The sequence below is a fragment of the Chitinophaga sp. 9-1-y genome, from assembly GCF_059511905.2.
Window position 1 is genome coordinate 2,338,869 of sequence record NZ_CM197955.1, and the last position, 15,291, is coordinate 2,354,159.

Annotated in this window: 9 protein-coding genes; 6 read left to right on the forward strand and 3 right to left on the reverse strand. The window is 47.9% G+C overall.

The window, feature by feature from the left end; genetic code table 11:
- Window positions 1–49 precede the first annotated feature (49 nt).
- Complete coding sequence (locus tag AC5ZC7_RS09325) at window positions 50–4,912, reverse strand: PKD domain-containing protein (RefSeq protein WP_511911470.1); 4,863 nt, start codon at window positions 4,910–4,912, stop codon at window positions 50–52.
- Window positions 4,913–5,060: 148 nt separating this feature from the next.
- On the opposite strand from AC5ZC7_RS09325, the gene AC5ZC7_RS09330 reads away from it, so the two are divergent.
- Window positions 5,061–6,131, forward strand: a complete 1,071-nt coding sequence (locus tag AC5ZC7_RS09330) for an oxidoreductase (protein WP_496159579.1) — start codon at window positions 5,061–5,063, stop codon at window positions 6,129–6,131.
- A gap of 20 nt (window positions 6,132–6,151) precedes the next feature.
- Here AC5ZC7_RS09330 and mgrA read toward each other — a convergent pair whose 3' ends face one another.
- Window positions 6,152–7,144 (reverse strand): L-glyceraldehyde 3-phosphate reductase, encoded by a 993-nt coding sequence (gene mgrA, locus AC5ZC7_RS09335; protein WP_496159578.1) that lies wholly within the window; start codon window positions 7,142–7,144, stop codon window positions 6,152–6,154.
- A 143-nt stretch (window positions 7,145–7,287) separates the two neighbouring features.
- Entirely contained in the window at window positions 7,288–8,199 is a 912-nt protein-coding gene (locus AC5ZC7_RS09340; protein WP_496159577.1) for a fatty acid desaturase, read from the reverse strand.
- A gap of 168 nt (window positions 8,200–8,367) precedes the next feature.
- Here AC5ZC7_RS09340 and AC5ZC7_RS09345 point away from each other — a divergent pair, with 168 nt between their 5' ends.
- From AC5ZC7_RS09345 to cbiB, 5 genes are all read left to right on the forward strand, one after another.
- Window positions 8,368–8,937 carry a DUF308 domain-containing protein gene (locus AC5ZC7_RS09345; RefSeq protein ID WP_496159576.1) on the forward strand — a complete coding sequence of 190 codons (570 nt, stop codon included), beginning with the start codon at window positions 8,368–8,370 and terminating at the stop codon, window positions 8,935–8,937.
- Window positions 8,938–9,082: 145 nt separating this feature from the next.
- Entirely contained in the window at window positions 9,083–11,692 is a 2,610-nt protein-coding gene (locus tag AC5ZC7_RS09350) for a M1 family aminopeptidase (protein ID WP_496159575.1), read from the forward strand.
- A 158-nt stretch (window positions 11,693–11,850) separates the two neighbouring features.
- A complete protein-coding gene (locus AC5ZC7_RS09355) occupies window positions 11,851–13,320 on the forward strand; it encodes a cobyric acid synthase (protein ID WP_496159574.1) in 1,470 nt (489 codons plus the stop codon).
- A gap of 12 nt (window positions 13,321–13,332) precedes the next feature.
- The gene (locus tag AC5ZC7_RS09360; protein WP_496159573.1) at window positions 13,333–14,355 is read left to right on the forward strand and encodes an aminotransferase class I/II-fold pyridoxal phosphate-dependent enzyme; all 1,023 of its coding nucleotides are present in this window, start codon (window positions 13,333–13,335) and stop codon (window positions 14,353–14,355) included.
- Complete coding sequence (cbiB, locus tag AC5ZC7_RS09365) at window positions 14,340–15,290, forward strand: adenosylcobinamide-phosphate synthase CbiB (RefSeq protein WP_496159572.1); 951 nt, start codon at window positions 14,340–14,342, stop codon at window positions 15,288–15,290. The genes AC5ZC7_RS09360 and cbiB overlap by 16 nt, the downstream gene beginning before the upstream one ends.
- Window position 15,291 lies beyond the last annotated feature (1 nt).

Genomic DNA, 15,291 nt, shown 5'->3' on the forward strand with positions numbered 1-15,291 from the left:
ATAAAAAGGGTCTCAAAAGTAATTTTGAGACCCCTTCCTGTAAAGTGAATTATTTTATTAAAGTAATATTTCCTTTAAACTCAAATTTTTCTCCACTTTCACACACGGTTTGCATGGAGTAGATATAGGTACCCAACGGCGCTTCGCGGTTATTGCTGCGCCCATCCCATCCTGCGGAAGGTACGTTCACGGGGAAGTGTGTTCTTTCAAACACCAGGGTGCCCCATCGGTCGTAGATACGCAGCCATTCTACTTCTTTTACGCCTTTCCCTTTGGGGTAAATCCGTTCGTTTTTACCATCGTGATTGGGTGTAAATGCATTCGGCATAAAGATGGCGCTCTGCTGGCAAAGTACATGTACCATCACGTCGTCTGATGCCTTGCAGCCATATACGTTTTCTACCTCCACCTTGTAAAGGGTGCTGAGGTTAGGTAGTGCCTGTACCCGCTGACAACCGGAACAATCCAGGTATTCCGGTGGAGTCCAGGTCCAGCGGATCACGTCATTACTGTTGTTGCTGGTAAGAAATACCGGCACCCCGGCCATGGTTTGCCGATCAATGCCAGCGTTGACGATAGGGGTGGGGTTTACATTTACGGTCACCGAAGTCTGGTCAGAAAAGCAGTTGTCTTTATCATACCCGGTTACATCATACGTGAACCGGCCAGTACGTTTTAACATGGCAAGGGGCGTAGGGGAGTTAGGTTTATCCAGTCCAAACCCACGCCACAGATAATAATCAGCACCCCAAACGCGCAGTTTCAACGGATCGCCCAAACAGAGTATGGTATCCGGCGTAGCGTGAATGGTGAACGGTTGTACAACCCTGATTTTTACCTGGTCGGTATTTACGCAGCCCTTGTTGTCCGTAACCTTTACCTGGTAGGTAGTAGTCACTGTTGGCGCGGCAACAGGATTCGGAATGGTAGGATCACTGAGGCCCGCTGCGGGCGTCCACTCGTAGTTTACGCCACCGCCGGCATGTAAGAGGGTCGTGTTATTCAGGCAAATAAATTCTGCCGGCGCACTGGCCTTAATATCCGGTAAAGGCAATACCGTCAGGGCATGGGTGGTTTTGTCGATACAGCCGTCTTTGCTGGTTACGGTCAGCGTTACCACTGCATTGCCAGACTGGGAGTAGGTTTGCGCTGCCGGTTGTTGTTTCGTGCCGGTTTTGCCGTTACCGAATTCCCAGTCCCAGGTAACATCGGTCGCCGGACTAACCTTGCCTTCAAAGCTGATGGGTGCATCTTTACATACTTCCGGTAATCCACTGATAGATGCTAACGGTTGTGGGTATACGTTGTACGGTACCTCCACGGTTTGGGTACATCCATATTTGGTGGTAGCGGTAAGTCCAAAGGGGTAAGTGCCCGCTTTATCGAGGTAAAACTCAGGTGTAGTGGTGTTGGTATTTTTGGCCGTCAGTGCCGGATCATAGGTCCAGGTGAAGGTGGGAGGTATATTCAACTCATCCACTGAGTAGCTGTTAAACGCAGGTGCAAAAGTTAAAGTGCCTTCTCCGCATATCTTTGCCGGATTGGGGTTGAGCTTAATATCCAGTTGATCTATTACAATCGGATGATCCAGGAAGGCCTGGCCTTTACAGCCGGCATCATCTTTCAGCAACAACCGCGGCTTGTAAATACCCGGGTCGGTAAAACGGTGGGTGATATTCAATTTGTCTGTTTCTTCTACATCACCATCTGCAAAATCCCAGCTAAATGAAGTGGCATTTTCCGGCTTCACCGTAAACGATATTTCTTTTTCCAGGCATCCCCCTTCGGCACTGGTAGTAATGGTGGCATAAGGCCCCTTTACCACTACTACCTCGCTGTATTCATCTTCTGAATCAGCAATACCTTTTACCTTCAGCGTTACTTTGTAGTGCCCGGCCTCGGTAAAGGTATGTACGGGAAAGGCCTGGTCGGATGTGGCGCCATCTCCGAAGTCCCATGAACAGGTGTTGTAGTTGATGGAGGTATTGTTAAAACGGAAAATCATGGGCGCACAATTGCCTCCGTTTACAAAAGAGCTGGTATAAGTAAAACCTGCGCCTACAGCAGATACTTTGATGGTTTTGGTTTTTGAATCGGTACAGCCGTTGTCATCTGTCATCTTCAGGGTTACAGGGTATACGCCTTTGTCGGGGTATTGATGTGTAACGGAATACCACTCGTTAGAACTGGTGCCATCTCCCATCTCCCATTTAAAGTTGGTAATAGTGCCACCAAATTCGGAGGATGCGTTCCAGAAGTTCACCGGGCTGCCGGGTTGGACTACATACGCATCGGCGTTAAAATCCGCTACCGGCCCATTTACCTGGAGGTATTTACCGCCAAAAGTATTGACGCAGCCGTCTTTATCGGTAACGGTAAGCGTAGCTACATAATTTCCTGCGGTGGCGTAGGTATGCTTAAATGGCGGGCTGGTAAAGGTTTGAAGGGAAGTGTTGTCGCCAAAATTCCATGCCCATTTTTTAATGCCGCTACTGTTTGTCAGATCGGTATTATCAGTAAAGGTAAGTTCGGTCCCTTTACATTCTATTTGTGAGGGCAGGTTATAGTCTGCTAGCGGACCGCGTATTGTAAGATCTATATTGTTGCTGGGATTGGGACAACCCAGTTGGTCTATGATTTTTAAACCGAGGGAATGCTTGCCAGGGGTTAAATTGGAGTAGGTGATAGTGTTAGTGTAATTATACCACCAGTTATCGCCGCCGTCCATCGTCCAATGATAAGGATAGGTGCTGTGTATACTCACATCTTCCTGTGTTACACGCCCGGTAACTGTTTCGTTACTACAGAGTACTGTTTTATCGCTGGTGATAGTTACGGGAGAAGGAGCTATGATTCTTACCTGGCCGCTAAGATAGGTAGTACAATGACCATCGGAAGTGGTGAGTTGTATCGTATAAGTACCGGATTTGGCATAGGTATGTGTTACCACATCACTATGCGCAGTATAGCTGGTATCTTTTCCATCTCCCCAGCTCCATTTCCAGCTGGTAGCGCCAAGGGAGTTCTCTGTAACGCTAACGGTCATACGATTGTCGCAGTTTACCGGGTTGACGGTAAATCTGGGGAAAGGATTCACGGTAGTAATGTAGGCTTTCTTCGTAATTGTGTTAGGACAGGTACCGTTGGTGACTGTTAAGGTGATATCATAGGTTCCCGGCTCCAGGTAACTATGCGATGTGTTCTGACCAGACCCGGTAAAAGGATCGCCAAAATTCCAGTACCAGTTATCTCCTACGTCTGATGTGCCGATGAAAGAAGTGGTGGAGTTACCGCATACTGTAGGGGCGTTAGGAGAGCTGAAATCCGGTGTAGGCTTTTTATATACCCATATGCTGGCGGGTACAGTGGTGGTACCCGTACAGCCGTTAGCGGTAGTATATTTTAAGGTAACCTGGTAATTGCCTGCATTCGGATAAGTATGAGTAGGCGACTCCTCCGTGGAGGTGCTGCCATCACCGAAATTCCACAGGAATGTTTTTATCTTGTCAGTACTGCTGATACCAGCAACAAAAGAAGCGGCCAAACCTTCGCAACCAGTATAATTGGAGGCATAAGCAGTGACGGTTGTTTTGAATATATATAGATTGGCTGTAGTGCTGGCCGCGCAACCCTCCTTGTTTTTACTCTCCATGGTAATGTAAAACATCCCTTCCTGGTTATACACATGCGTCGGACTCTGCTGGGTAGAAGATTGGCCATCCCCAAAGCTCCAGGTCCAACTGTCCGCATAGGTAGTATTGCCAGTGAAAGAAACGGTGGCCGGTACGTTACAAATGGGTTTATTATCGGTGACAATGGCTACTGATGGTGTTTGTTTTACATCAATTGTTTTCTCTACTACATCCACACAGTTTCCAAACATTGCGGTTACTTTTATTTTTGCGGGGCCAGCGGTGGTGGGAACGTAAGCGTAGGTATTGTTATATCCCCAGGTAGGTTGCCCATTTACTTCCCAGGTAGTGCTTTGTGGTTGTACAGGAGTAAAATTGGCCAGAAAGCTGGCATATTGACCCGTACAGGAAAGGGTAGGCGCCGATAGCGTGGTGGTATAATTGGCAACGTTAATATCGTTGACCGTTTTTACGGCAGTACAACCTCTTTCATTGCTTACCGTGAGTTTGATGCTGTGGGTGCCTTTGGTGGTGAAGTTATGTTTCCCCGGATCTTTGGCGGTACTGCTGCCACCGTCATCAAACTCCCATTTGTAGCCCAGGGTGCCGGCGCCGGAAGAAGTATTGGTAAACAATACATCTACCGGTGCTTTACAAAGCATTTTATCTGCTACGGTGAAGTCCGCATTTAACGCGGCTGCAACGTCCACAGCTTTGTCCATCACTTTGAAATTCGTACAGCCGTAACTGTTGGTAACGGTGAGGAGCACACTATATACACCTGGTACGGTATAATTATGTGTAACCGTGCTGGATGCATTTTCAGCGGCGCCTCCATCACCAAAATCCCAGCTATAGCTCTGCAGGTTGCCGTCGCCGGGTTTGGATTTGTCTGTAAAGGTAGGGGTGAAAGGCACACAACCTTTGGCGGAGGATACACTGAAATCAACCGTAGGCTTGGCTCTTACGTGGATGTAGTCTGGTTTTGTGCTGGTTTGGGTACTTCCGTCTGCATAGGTCACTTTCAGCGTCACCGTATAGCTGCCTACTTTTACATAGGTGGCTGCCGGCTTCTTTTTCGTACTGGTATTACCGTTACCGAAATCCCACTGCCAGGCCACCGGTGTGCCGGTAGATAAGTCACTGAATGTAGTGCTTACGGATTCACAGTCACTGACTACCGTGGCAGAAAAATCAGCTTTCTGTTGCGCATAGGCGCCAGGAGTGTTAAAGAAATTGGTAAACAGAAATAGCAACAGGGCTCCAACAACGTTGCGCATGACAGGGAACAGATGCATCGTAATAATAGGTATAAGGCTTTAAAATTAAGCATTTCCGGGTATTTTTCCGGGATAGATAAGTACTTGAATATTATGTTTTCGCTATACGATTTATGCTTAATTTTAACGAACTTAAAAGCAATGGATTATGTCGCATTTGTTCAGTCCTTTTTCACTGAGAAAAGTTGAATTCCGGAATCGCATCGCGGTATCCCCTATGTGTGAGTATTCATCGGAGGATGGTTTTGCGAACGACTGGCACCTGGTACACCTTGGAACGAGGGCAGTAGGAGGGGCCGGGCTGGTGCTCACGGAGGCTGCCGCCGTGTCGCCGGAAGGACGCATTTCCATCCATGACCTGGGTATCTGGAAAGATGAACATATTCCTATGCTGCAACGCATCACAGCCTTTATTGCCGCGCAGGGCGCGGTTCCTGGTATTCAGCTGGCGCATGCCGGCCGGAAAGCCAGTACCCTCAGGCCCTGGGAAGGCAGTGGTACGCTCCCGGCCGCCGCTGGCGGCTGGCAGGTGGTGGCGCCCAGCGCCATTCCGTTCAACGACGTATACCCATTACCGGAAGCATTGACGGAAACGGGCATACGCCAGGTGGTAAAAGATTTTAAAGCGGCTACTATTCGTGCCTTACAGGCCGGTTTTGAAGTGGTGGAGTTACATGCAGCGCACGGGTACCTGCTGCACAGCTTTTTATCCCCGCTCAGCAACCATCGCACCGATGAATATGGCGGCAGTTTTGATAACAGGATACGCCTCCTGCTGGAAGTAGTGACCACCGTGCGTGCAGTATGGCCGGAGCAATATCCGTTATTGGTCAGAATTTCCGTTACCGACTGGGCAGAAGGTGGCTGGAATCCCGAAGAATCGGTGCAACTGGCCAGGATCCTGAAAGAAAATGGGGTAGACCTGGTAGATTGTTCCTCCGGCGGCCTTGCGGCACATCAGCAAATCAAACCCGGCCCGTTATATCAAACGCCGTTTGCAGAAAAGGTAAAAAAGGAAGCGGGCATCGCCACAGGTGCGGTAGGACTGATCACTACTGCCGAAGAAGCAGAAGATATTATTGCAGAAGGACGTGCAGATATGGTACTCATGGCCAGGGAACTACTGAGAAACCCTTATTTCCCCTTACATGCGGCCCACACATTACAGGCCGAAATAAAATGGCCTATACAATATGAACGTGCAAAGATGCGCAGGTAGCATCTTTGCACGTCCGGAAATTATTTCAGGATGGTTTCAATGGCATCCAGTTCTTCTTTCGTAAAAGCAGTATTTTTTAACGTATCCAGGTTATTATCCAGCTGTGCTACAGAGCTGGCGCCAATTAATACTGTGGTAATACGTTTGTCTTTCAGGATCCAGGCCAGCGCCATCTGGGCAAGCGATTGTCCGCGTTGTTGCGCCAGCTGGTTTAATTTTTTCACCTTTTCAATTTTTGCCGGCGTTACATCTCCTTCCTGTAAAAAGCCACTTGGCTTGCTGGCACGTGAACCGGCCGGAATACCATTCAGGTAACGATCCGTCAGTAAGCCCTGCGCCAGGGGAGAGAAAGGAATACAACCCACGCCATTTGCTTCCAGTACATCCAGTAAGCCATTTTCTACCCAACGTTCAAACATACTGTATTTGGGCTGATGAATCAGGCAGGGTGTTCCCAGTGATTTCAACACAGCCACGGCAGTACTGGTTTGTTCGGCGGTATAGTTGGAAAGTCCTACGTATAATGCCTTTCCCTGTTGCACAATGCTGTGCAGTGCACCCATGGTTTCTTCTATAGGCGTGGAAGGATCCGGGCGGTGGGAATAGAAGATGTCTACATAGTCCAGCTGCATACGGCGTAAACTCTGATCCAGGCTGGAAACAAGGTATTTGCGGGAGCCCCAGTCGCCATAAGGGCCAGGCCACATGGTATAACCGGCTTTGGTGGAAATAATCAGTTCATCACGAAGATGACCGGTAAAATCCTGTTTCAGGACGCGACCGAAATTTTCTTCTGCACTACCGGGCAACGGGCCATAGTTGTTGGCCAGGTCGAAATGGGTAATCCCTTTGTCGAATGCATGGCGGATAATACTACGTCCATTTTCAAAATTGTCGATAGAACCGAAGTTGTGCCATAATCCCAGTGAAACGGCCGGTAGCTGAATGCCACTCTTACCGCAACGGTTATAGGTCATATGATCATATCTGTTGGCTGCTGGAGCGTATTGCATGGAATGCTGAATTTTAGGGAGACAAGATAAAAAATAAAAGGGAAAAGCAGAAAGCATAAAGCAGAAAGCAAAAAGCTATTGTAGCGGGTCATATTCGCCTCAATAGCTTTTTGCTTTCTGCTTTATGCTTTCTGCTCTTGGTTTTAGTGCGCCTCTTCTACCGGAATGCGTTCAGCAGCCAGCTGTGTAAGCTTATTGCTGTTCTTCAGTTTCGGAGGTACCGGACGTATTTCCCATACAATTCCGAGGAGGCCTAACGTTTTGATAACATAGTAAGTGATATCAAATTCCCACCAGTAGAAGCCTTGTCTGGCCGCACTCTGATAATAGTGGTGGTTGTTATGCCAGCCTTCTCCCAAAGTAATCAATGCCAGGATAGCACTGTTGCGGGATTCATCTCCGGTATAATATCTTTTATTACCAATTTTATGCATGAGAGAGTTGATGGTGAACGTGCCATGGTACAATATCACCGTACTCAGGAAGAACCCGATCAGTAAGGTAGATAACCCTGCATGCCAGTCGAACCAACCGGTACCATTTACTTTGTTACCCACAAAATAAACGGCTATTGCCAGTATCACAGCAGGCACCATATGCCATTTGTTCAGCCATAACAATTCTTTGGCTTTGTGATCCTTGATCAGGTCAAAACGGGTAGGTTTGTATTCTGGTCCCATGATCCAGCCAATATGTGCATACCAGAAGCCGTAAACATTCGCTGAATGCGGGTCTTCAGGGGTGTCACTATGTTTGTGATGGATACGGTGATTAGCCGACCACCATAAAGCGCCTTTCTGCAAGCTGCTCTGCGCACCACCAGCAAGGATAAACTGGAAGAATCTCGACGTTTTAAAGGCGCGATGCGAGAAATAACGATGATAACCCGCTGTCACAAAAAACATACGGATCACATACAATACGCCACATAAGATCCAGTCAAATGCTGTTGTGCCGGTAAAAAAAGCTAATAGAGGCACAGCGTGTATGCCCATGAAGTCTGCCTGATGCCACCAATTAGGTGGTTTTCTGTCTTGCTTGATCGCCTTATTCATTCCGCAAAGATAATTTCCGTCTTTTGTTTAAACTATGATTTTAATCATTTTGACAAAGTTATGTGCTTTCATCCGTTTTTCCGTGAATGAAATTCCGCCGAACTTTTTGCGATAGAAGGTGTTAGAGGAAACATACTACTACGCTTTATTAACATTAAAGTAACGATTATGTCACAAATCATCTCAGCTATTCGTAATAACGTGAAGTATTGGTGGCTCTATCTGCTTAACGGGATTATCTTCCTGGTTGCCGGTTTCATTGTTTTCTCCAATCCTTTCAGCAGCTATGTGTTGCTAAGTATTTTTTTTAGTGTCACATTATTTGTAACGGGTATTTTTGAAATCGCTTTTGCGCTCAGCAACCGCTCGTCCCATACGGGTTGGGGATGGTCGCTGGCTTCCGGGATGGTAGATGTGGTGATAGGTGGTATCCTGATTGGCTATCCCGCTATCAGTATGGCGGTACTCCCGTTGTTCCTGGCTTTCTGGTTTATGTTCAAGGGGATCAGCCTCATTGGCTTTTCTATTCAGCTGCAAACCGAAAGAATCCCCAACTGGGGCTGGTTGCTGGTGGGAGGAATTCTTTTAATTATCATTGCCATCGTTATACTCGATAACCCGGCCCTGGGTGTTGCCGCCATCCTCGGACTCATGGCCACCGCCTTCTGGGCTACCGGTGTACTCAGCATTGCTTTCGCTTTCCGGCTAAGACAAGTAAAGAAAGAGCATAAAGCGTAAAGCAGAAAGCAAAAAGCTATTGGGGCGAATGATCAAAGCGTATATAATTCCGCAATGGTCATTCGCCCCAATAGCTTTTTGCTTTCTGCTTTACGCTTTATGCTTTTTTTGATATATTCGATTTATCATAATCTAATCTCTTCCGATGAAACGCAACAAAATCTATGCTATCGCAGCCATGTTACTATGTGGCGGGATACAGCAGGGAGCAGCACAAACGACGTCTAAATATGACCAACATGAGGCGTTTGCTCCATTGTTTTACCCGGCCCCTGGTAATGAATTCCGCAGTGCCGGCGGACAACCAGGCCCAAAATACTGGCAAAATGGTGCCGATTACAAGTTAGACGTAACCCTGGATACTTTACAACACCGGATCAGTGGTACCGTGGTTATTACCTATAAAAACAACAGCCCGGATCAACTACCCTTTTTATGGTTGCAGCTGGATCAGAATATATACCGGGAAGACTCCCGTGGGTCCGCTACCGTAGCCGTTTCCGGCGATCGATTCGCGAATAAAACTTACACCCAGGGCTTTGAGCTTAAAACAGTTAGCCTCATCAGTAACGGCAAAACCATCGCCGCCAACTACCTGGTGAACGATACCCGCATGCAGATTAAACTGGCCGATGCCATGAAATCGGGCACCTCACTGCAGATCAAAATCGAATACGCTTACACCGTTCCGGAATATGGTACCGACCGTACCTCCCGTTTACGCACCGCTAACGGATGGATATACGAAATTGCGCAATGGTATCCACGTATGGCTGTATATGACGACATTCTCGGATGGAATAATATTCCCTACATGGGCGCTTCAGAGTTTTACCTGGAGTATGGCAACTTCGATTATAATATTACCGCTCCTGCCAACATGGTGCTGAGTGGCTCCGGTCAACTGGTGAATGAAGCACAGGTGTTAACGCCGAAGGAAATCAGCCGCCTGGCGAAAGCACGCAACAGTGATGAAACCGTGTTTATCCGCGACAGCTCTGAAATTAATACCGGCACCGCAAAAGGTAACCGCACCTGGCATTTCGTATGCCAGAACTCCCGCGACGTAGCCTGGGGCGCTTCTGCCGCCTTTATCTGGGATGCTGCCCGTATTAATTTACCCGGTGGAAAGAAATCCCTGGCGATGTCACTCTACCCGGTAGAAGTTGCCGGCAACAGCGCCTGGGGCAGATCCACCGAATTTGTAAAAGGCTGTATCGAACACTACTCTAAACAGTGGTACGTATATACTTACCCGGTAGCTACCAACGTAGCAGGTACGGTAGGAGGGATGGAATATCCCGGTATCGTGTTCTGCTCCTGGAAATCCACTAAAGGAGGCCTGTGGGGCGTAACCGATCACGAATTCGGCCACAACTGGTTCCCGATGATCGTTGGCTCCAACGAACGTAAATATGCCTGGATGGATGAAGGCTTCAACACCTTCATCAATGGTATCTCTACGGCTGCATTCAACAAAGGAGAATTCAAAGTGCCACAGCCGGCACAGCGAATTGCACCAATGTTGTTCTCCAATAAAGCAGAATCTATTTTAAATACCCCCGATGTACTCGACATGGGCTACCTCGGCATCGCCGCTTACTTCAAACCCGGTATGGGACTGAGCTTGCTCCGCGATCAAATCCTCGGACCAGAACGTTTTGATTACGCTTTCCGTGAATACATTAAACGCTGGGCATTTAAGCACCCTACGCCATGGGACTTTTTCCGTACCATGGAAAATGCTTCCGGTGAAGACCTGGCCTGGTTCTGGCGGGGTTGGTTCTTTAACACCTGGAAACTGGATCAGGGTGTGAAAGGGGTACAATACGTAAAAGGTGATCCGGCACAAGGTGCTATGATTACCGTCCAGAACCTGGAACAATTGCCAATGCCGGTAGTAATTGCCATCAAAGACGTAAATGGTAAATCAGATACCGTACGCCTCCCGGTTGAAGTATGGCAACGTGGTTCCTCCTGGACATTCCACTACCCGTCTACCGTTAAACTCAGCAGCGTACTGATTGATCCATTGGGTAACTTCCCGGATATCAATCCTTCCAATAACAACTGGAAAGCGGATGCCGGTCAGCCGGTACCTGCCGGTACTACGGCCACGACTATACTGAAAAAGTACATTGATGCCATTGGCGGCGCCGATAAACTGAAAGCCGTAAAAGACGTTGCGCTGCTCGAAGAGGGGGAAGTAGCCGGCACAGCATTGGAATTTACCATGAAACACAAACAACCCGATAAGGCATTAGTGCAGGTATTTATTCCTATCGCAAATCTGACGGCTATGAAGCTGGTGATAAATGGTAATAATATCACCATGATGAACGCCGGAAAGGAAATGCCGCTTTCCGCAACAGAGAAAGCGATCCAGAAAGATAAATACCTGCTGTTTCCTGAACTTTACTTTGCAGCACCGGAGTACAATGCCAAGCTGGAACTGGCACCGGTAACGGAAGATGTGAATGGTTCCCCTGCCTATGTGGTGAACATTGCAACCCCCAGTGGTGCATTATTTCGTAACTATTACGATGCTAAAACAGGCCTGAAAGTACGCGCAGTAACACTCGCCGGACAAGAAGGCGGTGGCACAGAAGGTACCGTCGATTACAGCGATTATCGCGAAGTAAGTGGTATCCAGTTTCCATTCAAAATGGAGACCAACATGGGCGGATATAATACTAACCTGCGACTGAAAACTGCTACCGTTAACGGCGGGTTAAGCGACGATCAGTTTAAGTAAGCAGAAAGCTTAAAGCAGAAAGCAAAAAGCGATTGGAGCGAATGATGACGGCGAATATTACATTCGCTTTAGTTCATTCGCTCCAATCGCTTTTTGCTTTCTGCTTTAAGCTTTCTGCTTCTTTATATATCTTCGTCCCACTTAACGACGAGATGCATATGAAACAACTTCGGCCAGTCATGTTTGTGGGTACCGCTTCCGACGTGGGAAAGAGCGTGATTACCGCCGGGTTTTGCCGTATTTTCAGGCAGGATGGATATACGCCGGCCCCTTTCAAGGCGCAGAATATGTCGCTCAACAGCTATGCTACACCCGATGGACTGGAAATAGGCCGTGCACAGGCCGTTCAGGCAGAAGCAGCGGGTGTTCCTGCTCATACAGATATGAACCCGGTGCTACTGAAGCCTACCAGCGATCAGCGCGCGCAATTGGTTTTACATGGCAAACCTGCCGGTACCCAGTCAGCCTGGGAATATTTTATGGAGAAGGATAAGCACGCCTTATTTGAAGAAGTAAAACAATCCTTTAACCGGCTTGCCGGACGCTATAATCCTATTGTGATGGAAGGCGCCGGTAGTATCTCTGAACTCAATCTCCGGAACCGCGATATCACGAACATGCGTATCGCCCTACACGCAGGCGCTGCTGTATACCTCATTGCAGATATTGACCGCGGCGGTATTTTCGGTAGCGTATATGGTACCATCGCGCTGTTACCACCGGAAGAAAAAGCACTGATCAAAGGTATCATCATCAACAAATTCCGCGGCGATATCCGCCTGTTTGAAGACGGGCGCAAACAGCTGGAAAGCCTCACCGGTGTACCGGTTACAGGTGTGCTGCCCTATTATCACGATATCCATATTGAAGAAGAAGATTCCGTAGCCGGCTCGCTGAAGCATAAACAGCACATGGCCGGTCGCATCAATATTGCCGTAGTTTTATTGCGGCATATGTCTAACTTTACGGACTTCAACGCGCTGGAGAAAGACGGGCGCGTCCACATTTTTTATACCGATAATCCCGCTGAAATTACCGCTGCTGATATTATTATCATTCCCGGCAGTAAAAACACCATCAGCGATTTAGTGGCCATTAAAAATAATGGTACCGCGGCCGCTATAACGGAAGCGTATAAACGAAATAAAGTAGTCATCGGTATTTGTGGTGGCTACCAGATGATGGGTGAGGAGATAGCGGATCCGTTCGGCGTAGAAGGCCCTGTGGGCAGCATTCCCGGGCTGGGATTATTACCGGTAACCACCGTCCTTACCCGTGAAAAAACGACACAACAACGTAGCTTCCGCTACCGGGGGAAAGAAAAAATTTGCGAAGGATATGAAATTCATATGGGAGAAACTACTGCCCGGCAGCCTGCTCCGCTCAATGAACTGACCACTGGCGCCACCGATGGCTATTTCCTTCATTCCAGGTGCTGGGGTACTTATTTGCATGGGATCCTCGATAACGATATTATTGTCAGCGATCTGTTGGCACAATGTGGTAAACCCGCAGCAGTAAAGGAATTTGACTATAAAAGTTTCAAAGAAGAACAATATAACAAACTGGCCACACATATTCGTGAACATCTTGACATTTCAGCTGTTTATAAGGCACTGGAATTATAATATTAGGATCTTATGATACAAGGACACGGCGACGATGGCTACCTGTTTGACCAACCCGTTAAAGCGGACTTCAGCTCTAATGTGTGGTATGGTGGTCTGCAGGCAGGACTGAAAACTCATCTTGGCAATAAGATTGGTGGCATAGATCATTATCCCGATGCGGGGGCCCAAAAATTGCAGGGCATGCTGGAAAAGCAGGCAGGCCTTCCCGCAGGCAGCATCCTGGTCACTAATGGCGGCACGGAAGCGATTTACCTGGTAGCACAGGCTTTTGCCGGTGCTACGGTGACCATCGTTGCACCTACCTTCGCAGAATATGCGGATGCCTGCAAACTGTACCGTCACCAGGTACAATACCTGTTGTGGGATAAACTAACGCCGGATACCAGCTTCAATACAGATATGGTTTTTCTTTGCAACCCCAACAATCCAACGGGGCAGGCGTTGGATGATCATGCTTTGCAAAACCTGGTTCAACGGAATAAACACACCATATTTGTTATCGATGAAGCCTATATAGAATTTACGTTGGCTACGGCTACTATGCTGCCATACTTGCACCGCTTACCTAATGTACTGGTGCTCCGTTCGCTCACAAAAAGCTGCTGTATTCCCGGTTTACGCCTGGGGTATATTGCCGGCAGAAAGCAGCTGCTGGACCGTGTACGTGCCTACAGAATGCCCTGGTCAGTCAACAGCCTGGCGCTGGAAGCGGGCTATTACATCCTGGAACATCCAACACAATTTGCTTTATCAAAAGAATCCTTATTACAGGATACCTTTCATTTCTGGGAAGGTATCCGTAAAATGCCGGAGTTTAAGGTATCGCGTACGCATACACATTTTTTTCTGTTCGAAACACTGACAGGAACCGCGGCTTCGCTGAAAGCATGGCTGATGGAAAACCATGGTATCCTTATCCGGGATGCCTCTAATTTTTACGGACTGGAACAGGGACATTGCCGCGTGGCCTGTCAAAGTTCCGCCGATAATACATTACTGATTACCGCATTGCGCCAATGGAGCCTGTATTAAAATTCGTATTGCCGTTACTGTTAGGATATGCCGCTGATTTATTACTGGGAGATCCACGTAGCTGGCCTCACCCGGTAAAGCTGTATGGTACACTGATCCGCAAAGGTACCCAATGGCTGAACAGGGGAGCTGCCCGTTTTTGGAAGGGCGCTTTACTCACGATTCTCTTGTGTACCGCCGCTTTTTGTTTTTTCTACTTTACCCAACGGGGGCTGGAACAATGGCCAGTGGCCTGGTACGCTTTCAGCAGCATTTTTGTGTTCTTTGCACTGGCTAATAAAAGCCTGTTGCAGGAAGGTAAAGCAGTATTCGATATCCTGCACAAAAATGGGGTAGAAGCAGGGCGTGAGCGACTATCATGGATTGTAGGCCGCGACACGGCGCAGTTATCACCACAGCAAATTCGTATAGCCGTACTGGAATCTATGTCAGAAAACCTGAGCGACGGCGTAATAGCGCCGCTTTGCTTTTATGCGATACTCGGTTTACCCGGGATGATGTTGTATAAAATGATCAATACGCTTGATTCAATGATCGGCTATAAAAATGAGCAGTATCGGTATTTTGGCCGTTTCGCCGCCCGGCTCGATGACGTGGCAAATTATATCCCGGCACGCATCACCGCATTACTCATGATTTTATTGTACGGCAGCAGCCGTGCCTGGCATTTCATGATCCGCTATGGTTCAGCACATGCCAGCCCTAACTCCGCCTACCCGGAAGCCGCATTGGCAGGTATTCTCGACTGCCGCTTCGGCGGACCCAATACCTACGGAGGCGAGTTGGTACACAAACCTTTTATCGGCGAAAATGAAAGGGATATTGAGCACGAAGAATTCAGCAAAGTCATATATATCAACCATGCCGTTACTTTCGTTATGATTATTTGTATTGCATCCATAAAATATTACCTGCTTTGGCATGCCCAACAATAGT